8 protein-coding genes are annotated in these 11,184 nt (G+C 39.1%); 4 read left to right on the top strand and 4 right to left on the bottom strand.

Going from position 1 to position 11,184, the window contains the following annotated elements; translation table 11 throughout:
* Nucleotide 1 precedes the first annotated feature (1 nt).
* The 4 genes from HYW21_07660 to HYW21_07675 form a co-directional block, all read right to left on the bottom strand.
* Nucleotides 2-1,615, bottom strand: a complete 1,614-nt coding sequence (locus HYW21_07660; protein ID MBI2549198.1) for an FAD-binding oxidoreductase — start codon at nucleotides 1,613-1,615, stop codon at nucleotides 2-4.
* Between the two features lie 41 nt (nucleotides 1,616-1,656).
* Complete coding sequence (locus HYW21_07665) at nucleotides 1,657-3,159, bottom strand: response regulator (GenBank protein MBI2549199.1); 1,503 nt, start codon at nucleotides 3,157-3,159, stop codon at nucleotides 1,657-1,659.
* 69 nt (nucleotides 3,160-3,228) lie between these two features.
* Nucleotides 3,229-5,811 (bottom strand): HAMP domain-containing histidine kinase, encoded by a 2,583-nt coding sequence (locus tag HYW21_07670; GenBank protein ID MBI2549200.1) that lies wholly within the window; start codon nucleotides 5,809-5,811, stop codon nucleotides 3,229-3,231.
* A gap of 329 nt (nucleotides 5,812-6,140) precedes the next feature.
* Nucleotides 6,141-7,640 carry an FIST C-terminal domain-containing protein gene (locus tag HYW21_07675; GenBank protein ID MBI2549201.1) on the bottom strand — a complete coding sequence of 500 codons (1,500 nt, stop codon included), beginning with the start codon at nucleotides 7,638-7,640 and terminating at the stop codon, nucleotides 6,141-6,143.
* Nucleotides 7,641-7,797: 157 nt separating this feature from the next.
* Here HYW21_07675 and HYW21_07680 point away from each other — a divergent pair, with 157 nt between their 5' ends.
* From HYW21_07680 to HYW21_07695, 4 genes are all read left to right on the top strand, one after another.
* A complete protein-coding gene (locus HYW21_07680; GenBank protein ID MBI2549202.1) occupies nucleotides 7,798-8,253 on the top strand; it encodes an Lrp/AsnC family transcriptional regulator in 456 nt (151 codons plus the stop codon).
* Between the two features lie 107 nt (nucleotides 8,254-8,360).
* The gene (locus HYW21_07685) at nucleotides 8,361-8,918 is read left to right on the top strand and encodes a hypothetical protein (GenBank protein ID MBI2549203.1); all 558 of its coding nucleotides are present in this window, start codon (nucleotides 8,361-8,363) and stop codon (nucleotides 8,916-8,918) included.
* On the top strand, nucleotides 8,915-9,445 hold the full coding sequence (locus HYW21_07690) for a hypothetical protein (protein MBI2549204.1): 531 nt from the start codon (nucleotides 8,915-8,917) through the stop codon (nucleotides 9,443-9,445). The genes HYW21_07685 and HYW21_07690 overlap by 4 nt, the downstream gene beginning before the upstream one ends.
* A gap of 24 nt (nucleotides 9,446-9,469) precedes the next feature.
* The coding region (locus HYW21_07695) for a S8 family serine peptidase (protein ID MBI2549205.1) at nucleotides 9,470-11,184 on the top strand (1,715 nt) is incomplete at its 3' end.

Below are 11,184 nucleotides of genomic sequence, written 5' to 3' on the forward strand. Positions count from 1 at the left end.
TTTAGATACCATACCTTCCGGGTGATATGACTCTGTTAGGGTCTAGTGCGACTTTAATTCTTTCAAAAGTATCCCATCGCTCTGGGTTTTGAAAATTAGATGGATCCATTTCTAAAATGCTTGATCGATACGTGAAAATACCGTTTCTAGAAAAAGTATCAAGTACTTCATGATATAATTGATAAGCTCTTTCTCTCTCTTCTGGGTCATTTTTATTGAAATGCAAACTAATAATGCCAACACATTGATCTGGTTCAACTAAGGTTATGGTTAACGGCATTTCAAAATCGTATCTTCGAAAAATTTTCTGCCCAAGATCATACACTTTTTTTGCAGTTTCTCCCAAAGATGGAAATGTTGGGGATATCCAGATGAGGCCATTGTCTTCATGATTGCCGTTTCTCCAAAGAATATTTTCTTCTGGCATGTCAGATGGAACACCATTCATGAGGTTATGAATACTTCTGTAAGTTCTCATCGTTCTTTGTAATCCTTCAGCAGTTCTTAAGTAACCTACAAGACTCCTTAAATAATCTTCTAGTATTGGTGATCTGCAGGCCATGTGTTCAAGTATGCTACTTGCATGAAGCCTTGCAAAAATAGACCCAACTCTTTCCATGAAATCAATTCTCTCATCACTAAAAAACATTGCATGTCCTCCAATTCTTCTTATTGATTCGGCAAGTATTCTTCTTTTGATGCTTACTTCTTCTGATGTTCCGTAGAGGCCACCGACAGCAGTCCAGTAGAGTCTTTCATTAAATTGAGCAGATAACATTTCAGATGCTTCGTAAGGTCCTAGTCTTCTTGTCTCATATCCTGGAGGGACTCTTCCTGTTGTAACTACCATCCTCATTGGATCTGCTATATGCACAAGACTATTAGTAATACTTCGTTGTCTTAAGTCTCTCAATGTCTCTACGAGTTCAACTAAATCTTCTTCTTTAGGAACGGTTAATCTAAATGAATTGTAACATTCAGGTCTTCGATACAACCTCAAAGAGGCAGCGGTTACTATCCCAAAATTACTTTGAACGAAAATTCCATTCAGATCTGGTCCGATACCTGGGAATTTCCCAGGGTAAAATAGATCCCCAGTACCAAGAACTACCTCCAATCCAGCTACGTTTTTTCTTCTATTTCCTAAGGGGGTATGCCCAAATCCTCCTTCTAAGGTGTTACCAACGATACTTGATTTTGTTCCAGCTCCCGTAACATCAGTAATCCATTTATCTCCCTGATTTGATAAATAAGCTGATAGATCTCCCTGTGTCACACCCGGTTCAATAACAACAGTCCCTAGTGTATGATCATATGATCTGATTGCATTCAATCCACTTAAATCAACTAAAAATGCAACATTCCGTGGTGGTGCTTTCTCTCCATATCCTATATTTCTTCCACGACTGAATGGATATAATGTTACCCTATACCTATTTGCAATTCTCACTATATTTTGGACGTCAGCAGTTGTTCTTGGCTTTACTACTGCCTCAACTCTTCTCTCTAAACCAAGGGTGTTAGAAGTTTGTCTTTCCAAAACTCTTGCTTCTGTAACTACAGAATCTTGGCCAAGAAAAGAGCTTATCTCGCTTAAGGCATCAATTAAAGCCATTGAATCTACCCCCAAAAAAATCCAAGAGTATACATGCTCCTTTATTCAGTTTTGTTTTCTAAAAATCGTTGAGCTCGTAATGGACAGTGGTAATCTAATGGTTGAGATACTGGAGAAAGGTACCCGCTTTTCAGGCAATCTTGAAGGTGAGGACACATGCATGAGATCTGTTGATCTCCATCCCTTTCTTTCTGCTGTTTTAATTTTGTTTCATAAACTAAAATATTTTCTCTTTTTTGAGGATCTACAGACTCTCCTCCCGTTCTTAATTCTCCTAAATCAAGTCGATAAGCCATTGATGGTGCATTTATCTTGTAATATTCTTCCTGTTTTGCTCCAGGCACTGGTTGAAAACCTAAACGTCTATAGAAGTGTTTCCAATGTCTTGGATCACAACAAATCAAGGCATCACTTACTCCTCGTACAAGTAAGTAAGCTAATGCCTCTTGATGTAATCGTTCGTTGACATTATTTCCATGGTAGCCACCACGATATCGAGCAAGTACACCTAATCTACCAATTTCTTCAAAAGTTCGAGAGGGATCTCCTACTAATAAAGCAGCCCGATAAGCAGTTAATTCTCCTTCTTTATCATGCACTCGTTCAATGGGTAATTGACAGGGCCTTTCACGCGTTGTAGTATTGTAAACGGCTACCTTACCATCGGTGATTTCAGCTTTTGGGCCAATTTGACCCTTCAAAAGATCGGCAAAAGGAACGCCAAGTTCTTCCAGTAGTAAAGTTAATTGCATGTTAACAAGTGTATCAATATCATATGTCCTTTTTACATCTAAACGGACTTCTTCTTTCGCAACTCTACCATTTGCATCAGAAAGAGCATACCCCCTTTTTTTCATAATTATTTCAATAATCCTTCTTTGTTCCTCGGGTATAGTTTGGATAGGGTTAGTTGTTCTCAGGCCACCTGCATAATTACTTTCTCCAATTCTTGTTTCAAATGCAGCTAATACCCGAGAATGGAAATCATATCCATCTATATCAAGCCAGGTTTTGTTCTGATCAATCCATCCTTCCTGTTGCCAGACATGGTACCTTCCTTCAAAAAAAGCTTCCATTTTGTGAGGGTCTGAATTGACGATACTAAACACAAAGGCAAGGTCTAACCAATTGTCATGGATATATTGTTTTGCTGCTTTTCTTACCTTCGGAACCAAATCGGCTTCATGACCCTTTTTGATAAAATCGTTTACCCCAAGTTGGATAGCTTGTTCAAGGTCAGGCTGAGATGCTTGTCCTGTTAAGAGAATAGTTTTAGGACGGGCGAATGCGCCAGCCTCTACCATAGCATATACTTCCTGCATCACTTGAACTCCTGTTTTGTCTGGCATAATTTGGTCTAAAACAAGAACTGCAGGCATTTCTTTTCTCTGGGCAAGCATGGCTAGGTATGCTAAAATACTGTTTCCGCCTTGAAAATCTTCCAAATTAAAAATATCGGAAAAACCATCGCTCTCAAGGCGCCTTCGTATAGCACTAACCGTCGTTGGGTCATCATCAGCTAGAAGGATAAATGGTTTTTCCATAATTTTTTTCTCCTCTGGTTAGTCAGATAATATTTTATCTACTAAATAGTAGCTTAAAGTATATAAATCTTATCGTAAATCTCGTGGCAATCTCATTTCAAAAGATGTTTCCTTATTGTCTGAATAGACGGCCATTTTGCCATGGTGACGGCGTTCAACTATGTCTCTACAAATGTATAAACCTAATCCACTACCTCTCCCTCTTGGCTTTGTTGTAAAAAATGGCTCGAAAACGTTGCCTCTGTTTTCTTCAGGTATCGACGGCCCATTATTTGTAATTCTAAAGCAATTATAACCATCTCTCTCGTAGCTTTCAAGATGAATATAACTCTCTTTTCCAAGTGGTCCTTTTTCTTCTAAGGCTTGTACTGAGTTAACAATTAGATTGACAATAGCTTCTTGTAATTCTCCAGGGTAGCATGTCATTGGTGGTGTTTTCTTCAAGTCAAGTCTTAAATCAACGTTCTCTACCTTTAAATGCCTAGTAAGAACGAGAGCATGATTGACACAATCATCAAGCCTTACACCCTGTTCCGGGTTAGTTCCTCTAAAGGAATAAGTTGCTAGGGATTCCATAATCTGATTGAGTTTGACAGAACTTCTTCTGTTATCAGTTGCCATAGAAAAGGTATCAAAAATAGTATACATTATTTCTAATAAGGTGTTTAAGTTGTATCTTCGAAAATGAGCAAGGTATTCAGTTAGTTCTATTGATGTAAATCCCATTTTGGCGTACTTGTCGGAACTTGATCTTGCTGCTCCACTATGACAACCCGCCATAACTTCTCTTAATTCACTAGCTACTTGTCTGACTTCATCAAGAGATCTAACTTGTTCACCCAATGCGTAATCGATGCTTCTATTACGATAACAACGGTACCGTTCAAAATCATCATCGGTTAGTCCTATTTCCCTTGCTCGTTGGTCTGAGTCTAGTAATACTCGGAGATTCTGAGGTAACATAGAAGAATTCGCAACCAAAGTTGTCAGAGGAGTCTTAGCCGTATGAGCAACACCTGCAGCGATTAATAGTTTCGCTGCCTCAGCCTCTGCTGTTACTAAATCTACTCGCGCTGCTTCCAAAGCTCTCTGTGTTTCTAGATGATCTCTCAACACTTTAGTATTATGATATACTCCAGCAACATTATCCATCAAACTCATGATAACTGATACTTGATCAATAAACTCTGCGTGTGGTGTTTCACAAAAATAAGCCATTGCATAATCTCCTGCTGCATCTGGAAGAAAAAGCCCTCCTTCGCTGGTTCGGTAGGGTGAACGTTGCCATCGTACTCTATCCTCGTAAGTCGTACGTGCTGCAGCAATTGTATCTTGATGGTGCAGAATTGACCCAATTTGTTCAGGCGTAAGGACTCCATATACTTTTTGAAGACCATACTCACGGATTTCTCTTGGGTTCCTTGTTCCTTGGTAATCTCTAAGCAATGCTACTATTTGTTCGTGAGTGAGAATGTCAAGTGCTTCTTCTCGTAATTTTCTTCGTCGTAGTATCTCTTCTTCGCGAAGACTATCAAAAAATACCATAAACTCTCGGTCAATTTCTCTATCAGGATGATCAGGGAAACCAGTAAACTCTGCCATTGCGAGATTACGTCCTTGGGGATCGGTAATCGGAACAGTAACCCGGGTAACATATCCTGCAAAATTCTTGCCAGTCTTTCCTTGCTGCTTATCTATTAAATAAATAGTATAAGCATCCAACATGGCCTGCATTCGTTCCTCGCGATCAGCAACAACTCTGTCCAATTGTGCTGCAACATCGCGTAAAGAGGGAAATACAACAAATAGATCTCCGGTAATAATCGGTGCAGTGTAAGACACATTAGACCGATCGCCATGACTATAGAAATCTATGGCTTTATTTTGACGAAATATTCTCGCCTGAGCTGCAAGATCTTGTTTCCATAACTGGAGAAGATTTGCATCGCTGGTGACTTCTGGAGGAACACATTCTAAATATGACGCTAAGGGGACAAGAAATCGCCCATTGGTATCGATATTCCCTTCTTCCACTGGTTCGTCAGGGCTATTGGATAATGCTCTAAAGTAAAGATTAAGGCCCATCCTTTCTGACACAAAACGCATTATTTCACGATGTGCCCTAATAAAGTATGATGCGGGGTGTTGCAAGGTTCCCTCTGCTAAAGAGCTATCGGATACCCCCATATTAAGGTGTGAAGCAAGCGTCCTTGTTGCGTCATCAAGTATATCACCAAGGTCTTTGCTCCTTTCTAGGAAGCGATGAACGGTATATTCTCTATACGCTTGTAATCCTAGTGATGAAGATACCTCGTCGGCTATACGCTCTAATACTCTCTCGAGAAAGGGTATACCTGTAACAGGATACCTGTTTGAAGATTGGTCATCTCTTCCCCTGAAATGTCTTTCTCGCCGCTCTAGAAGATAGGCATGGGCAACAAGGTCGTGGATAGCCTCACGTTCTTGTTGAGAAAACTTTCGGCCTGCTGTTTGATTTGCTCCTTGAAGAGCACCCGCTCGTATAAATCGGTATAAACTCTCGCGAAAGCCCCATTGGAACGGCTCGCGATTGGTAAAAAGAACACTTATTTCTGGATCTTGTTCAAGTCCTGCCCAAATATTTCGTGTTACTTCATCAAGCGAGGGAAACATAAATAAAACTAACGAAGAAGTCTATTTAAATGTTACTCTCAAATGACAACAAGACCCTTAGAGATTTAAGCTCTGAAGATCCTCTATTAAAACTCCTCACCACCACTGAAAGCAGGGGCTACTCTATTGGTTTTGGTGTTTAACTCAAAAACCCCTTTACCATCTGCCTGTAGTTTATAGACGCCATCTTTGACGCCCAATATTTTTAAAATAGCCATAGACTCACCTTTTTTTGCGTTTTATACCTTCTTTTTCAGAATACCCTTTGGATATTCTCGATTTCTCATATGAAAACACTATAAATAGATTTCTATCATGGAGACTATAGGTTACTCCCCTAAGATAAGACAAACGACTGAACCATTACAAAAAGAAAGCTTTCCATCATATCTTCCAATCTCTCCTTTCGTATACATACCAAAGACAGGAGTTTTCTGGAGATGATTCATGGCTTTGACTTTTCTTACTTCATCTTCCTTATTCTTTGAAAGAATAGCTTCAAATATAGCGCAGGGAAAAAGTAAGACAAGTACGGGTTTTTGTATCTCTGTTTGCATTAAGGCCTTATGAATAACTTCATGAGCACTTTCAATCAATTGATGGACAGTTGTGTCCATAATCTGGACACGAGTACCATCCTTAAAATCGAGGTTACATCGTAGTCCACCATTTTTAGTAATATCAACAATCCATCCTAATTGGGTTGGGTTAGTAACATCCCCTAATGGCTTTAATCTATTTTCACTAATCATTTCCTTAATGAAAAGAGGAACATTTTTTCGAAATTCTTGCTCAGAGATTTTCATCTCTTTAGAGAATCCTTTGATAGGAGAGATTTGCTTTTTATCATTTTTTGCGGCACTAATTATTGTACCCTCCTCCACTTTGAGCGTATACACATTATCTTTTTTTAGGGGCATATATCCTGTTTTTGTCGCTAGAGAATATTTTAATTTTGTTGTAACTACAATCATAACTATGCAATTACTGTACACATTTACGCCAACAAACTGATATGTCTGTCGAAATTGCCAATCGCTACCACAAACACCGCCGAGCAGAAAAAAAGGGAGTTTTTCTCGCATATGGTCTATAAATGATGGCGCAATATTCTCCATATTATTTGATGTGCCTGGACCAGGGGTTAAGATCATTCCAAATGATGGTTTATTTTCGGTAATTGTTTCAAGCATCTGCTCAGTTTTTTGTGAAAACAGATCTTGCCGGTGAATAACGAAAATCTCGGCGCTGAACTGTTCTGGTGGTGCAGCAATCACACTGACACTGACACTACCATGAAGCCTTTGATCACAGATCTCACCAACCGTTGTTCCCCCTACAATCTTTGTCGTTTTCGTTACCTCTTTTATTCCCTCGAGCATTTCAGCAAAGTGTTCTTCATATTTTACCGAAGCAAAGACAAGAACAAGTTGTATTTGTTCTCTATAAAAAATAATAGATCGCATTGCTTTCAACACAGCTTCTTTACCAGCTTCACGTGCATCCTTTTCTACTGAACTTCCACAACCAACCTCGATACGCGGAAGTTCTTGCTTCTGAAGATAGGTCTCTTCAATTTGTGTCATCCGTTCATTTAACTCGTGAAGCCAAGCCAGGTTTAAAGCATACTGTTGGTTTTCCTTATTAACGATTCCTTCTTTGGTAAGTCTATCGATAACTTTAAACACAGCCTGATACGTCACTGATTTTCCATACTCTTTTCGTATCTTATTATGGATCTTTTTAGAAGTAAGTGGCCATTCTTTACTCAAGATCTCGATGATCAGATCCTTGGTTGATTTGTCGTTATGCCCTAATGAGGATAGCATGGTATACACATACTCCTCAGGAAAGAAATACCTTGTTTTCTTATAAACCTTACGCTGTTGGCATGATCAACCAAAAGGTTTATCGGAATTAAACCGAGAATATATATCAACAAAGAAAATATTTACGATAGAAAGAAATATTTTGTGGGGTGATAGCATGGATCAAAAGGATGTTGAGATTATTTCGCAACTAAGAGAAAATGCACGAATGCCGCTGACCAAAATGAGCCGGAGAACAAGAATTCCGGTTTCAACCTTGTTTGATCGGATTCGGTCGAACGAACAAACGATCATTCTCCGGTACACGTCTTTACTTGATTTCAACAAACTTGGCTATCATGCTCGTGCACATGTCCATCTTCGAGTTAGCCGTGAAGATAAGGAACTACTCAAAATCTTTCTGTTGAGTCATCCTTCGGTTAATGCAGTCTATCGCATCAACAATGGGTATGACTTTATGGTTGAAGGTATCTTTCAGCAGGTGAAAGATCTTGAAGAGTTTATCGAACATGTCGAGCAACAGTTCTCGATAATTGATAAACGGTCTTATTTTATTATCGAAGATCTCAAGCGGGAAGGCTTTTTGTGCCCAAAGATGTTAACGGCCGAATAACACTCGCGAATTGATGTAAACCTCTCTGCATTCGGAAAGTTTCCATTCATGGAACAGTAAAGCATATTAAGAAGATTGTGTTTTTGTTCTCTTTGGGGGTTTGTACTATGAAAGAAAGCATATTATTATTGATTGTGGCAAGCGTATTGCTTGGTAGTCTGTTGTTCACGACAGCTCTGGATGCTCCATCAATTTTAACGCAGTTTTCTCCAGGTTCTTCTCAACTTCCTTTTGCAACAACTGTTCACAACCAAACCATTCATACCCCCTCTATCCAGGAGTACTTCACCGTGCGTCAGAACTTCACGAATGTGACGTACAAAAAGTTTGATTTGTATGATAAAACGAGCATGAAGATTGGTGCACGCCTGGATACCAAGCGCGGTTATATTATCAATAATCAAAAATACGTCATTGATTTGTTGTACTGTGATCGTAACACCAAGGCTTGTTTCTTCCGCATTAACGGCGTGCCCACCAAGAGATTGTACGATCCAAAATACAGCAATGCCAGCAAGCCTTCTTTCTTTACCATGAATGATAATGTTTCTCTACAGATTGCATCCATTACTTTCAATTTCTGTGATCACCGACGGTTCTGTAACATGCCGTTTGAGGCCTATGATATTGTTCAGGTGGAAGTAAAGAGAGGTGAGAGGAGATGAAATCTACATGTTATTTTACAACGCTTGTTATATACTTATTGCTATTGACCATACTGAATATTAATCGTGTAACTGCTGTTCCACTTGTAGAGCCGGATGTGGAAGAGGCGCTTAATCAAACTGACCGAATTAAAGTTAATATAGTCTTTGTTAAGAACATAACACCTGAGGATTTTGTTGCAAGTTTGAACTTGTCGTCTGAACATTTTAAGATAATCTATATTACTTATTCAAGGACTGCAGCCCAAGCTATTGTTAGTAGGGTTGGATTTGAAGAATTAAAAAAACGTGACGATCTTTTGGGAATTGGAATGCCAAAATTATTTGAGCTTACTAATGAAGCGATACTGAAAGAACTCAACAAGTCTGGTTCTGTTCTTGTGGAGATTCTCTTAAATGAGAATATTAGTCAGAATGAGGTCATCGTGGACTTACAATCTATGGATAATGGTTTCAATATGATTCAAAAAAGATATTCTCCACGGTCTATCGTCGCTAATATTTATGGTAATTTGGCTTTTCATTAAGGAAATAAATCGGAGAAAGAACAAATGAAATTATATCAAGCGATTTATTTGAGAGTATTCTTTTTATTAATCCTTTTTATTTTATTTGTTCAAATAGGCTACGCTAAACCACAGATACATAATAATGTATTTAATGCAACCAGTAAGTCTGGTTCTGTTCTTGTGGAGATTCTCTTAAATGAGAATATTAGTCAGAATGAGGTCATCGTGGACTTACAATCTATGGATAATGGTTTCAATATGATTCAAAAAAGATATTCTCCACGGTCTATCGTCGCTAATATTTTAAGTGCAGACGGTCGTGTTTCTAGGGTAGATGTAATACGATCAACAAATCTTCACTTAGCAGAAAGTAGACAGGTAATAAAGTCAACTTATATCAATGATAACTTAGCCTATAAAGGTAGAGGTGCCACTGCTTGTATTATTGATACTGGTATTGATGTAGATAATTCTCATTTCTCTGGAAAAATAGTTGATGAAGCCTGTTTTTGTTTAGGTGATGGTATTAAAGGATGCTGTCCAAATAGTTTACCTAGTCAATTTGGTCCAGGGGCTGCTCAAGATGATCACGGGCATGGAACACATATTTCAGGAATAGTAGCAGCTGATGGATGGTTTACAAAGGGAATAGCTCCTGAGGCTACTCTTTTGGTAGCTAAAGCATGTAACAAAGATATGACTTGCACATTCCCTGATCTTCAGGATGCTGTAAGTTGGTGTATGAATAAAATTACCACACCTACTAAGGAGGTAATCACTTTAAGTAATGGTGTAGGTATATTTGGGTCATCTCAGTATTGTGATAATGAATACCTCGGTTTCTTGATAGGACAAGCATATAACCTTGGAATCCCCGTTGTAGCTTCATCAGGTAATAATGGATCTCTTAATGGAATTACGTTTCCTGCATGCAGTTCGGGAGCAATCTCAGTTGGATCAACGTATGATGATACTTTTTTAAGGAAACCATTGATTGGTGATTGGGAGGGGGCTAATTGTCATGATTCATTTATCCAACCAGACAATGTTTCTTGTTATACTAATCGGCATGAAATCCTTGATCTCTTGGCGCCCGGTTGTGATATTAAAAGCACTGGTTTGAATAGTCTTTTCAGAGAGTCAAAATGTGGTACTTCTATGGCATCGCCTCATGTAGCCGCCGCCATATTATTATTGCAAGAAGCAGCGAGAGGGACGTTATCACCTTTAGAAATAAGAGAGCGATTGAAAGAATCTGGAAAGATTATCCATGATACCAGCAACAGTAGGGATAATGGACCGCCTAGTGGTCTTTGGTTCCCACGTTTAGATATTCTTGCAGCATTCCAGCTTGACTGGCCCACCTACCAGCACGACAACAGGCGAACTGGTTTTACGTTATTGAAGGGTGATATGCAAAACTCGAAAGATGTTGAGCAGTTGGATTTTCTGTTCCGTGTTGGCGGGACTGAAGATCTGTTTTCTCGTTCTGTAGTTTCAGATATAGACGGTGATGATGACCTTGAGACGGTTTTCTTTAGTGTGTATGGCACGCCTGAGCATCCTGAGGGATGGTTATTTGTGATTGAGACCGACAAAGAAGGAAAGATACTACGAGAGAACAAGATCGGAGAATTATTTGTTGGTGATGCAGCCAATGGTCCGCCTATTGTTGCCAATACTGATGACGATGCAGAAAAAGAAATAGTTGTTGGCCTAGCGAATGGTACGGTGTATCTTATTGATGCTCAACCTTC

The sequence above is a fragment of the Candidatus Woesearchaeota archaeon genome (assembly GCA_016187565.1).
GTDB lineage: Archaea > Nanobdellota > Nanobdellia > Woesearchaeales > JACPJR01 > JACPJR01.

What these genes read in the sequence shown, in the direction of transcription:
- HYW21_07680 (MBI2549202.1), top strand. Translation starts at nt 7,798, where the DNA reads ATGGATCAAAAGGATGTTGAGATTATTTCGCAACTAAGAGAAAATGCA.
- HYW21_07670 (MBI2549200.1), bottom strand. Translation starts at nt 5,811, where the DNA reads ATGTTTCCCTCGCTTGATGAAGTAACACGAAATATTTGGGCAGGACTT.
- HYW21_07685 (MBI2549203.1), top strand. Translation starts at nt 8,361, where the DNA reads ATGAAAGAAAGCATATTATTATTGATTGTGGCAAGCGTATTGCTTGGT.
- HYW21_07665 (MBI2549199.1), bottom strand. Translation starts at nt 3,159, where the DNA reads ATGGAAAAACCATTTATCCTTCTAGCTGATGATGACCCAACGACGGTT.
- HYW21_07690 (MBI2549204.1), top strand. Translation starts at nt 8,915, where the DNA reads ATGAAATCTACATGTTATTTTACAACGCTTGTTATATACTTATTGCTA.
- HYW21_07675 (MBI2549201.1), bottom strand. Translation starts at nt 7,640, where the DNA reads ATGCTATCCTCATTAGGGCATAACGACAAATCAACCAAGGATCTGATC.
- HYW21_07660 (MBI2549198.1), bottom strand. Translation starts at nt 1,615, where the DNA reads ATGGCTTTAATTGATGCCTTAAGCGAGATAAGCTCTTTTCTTGGCCAA.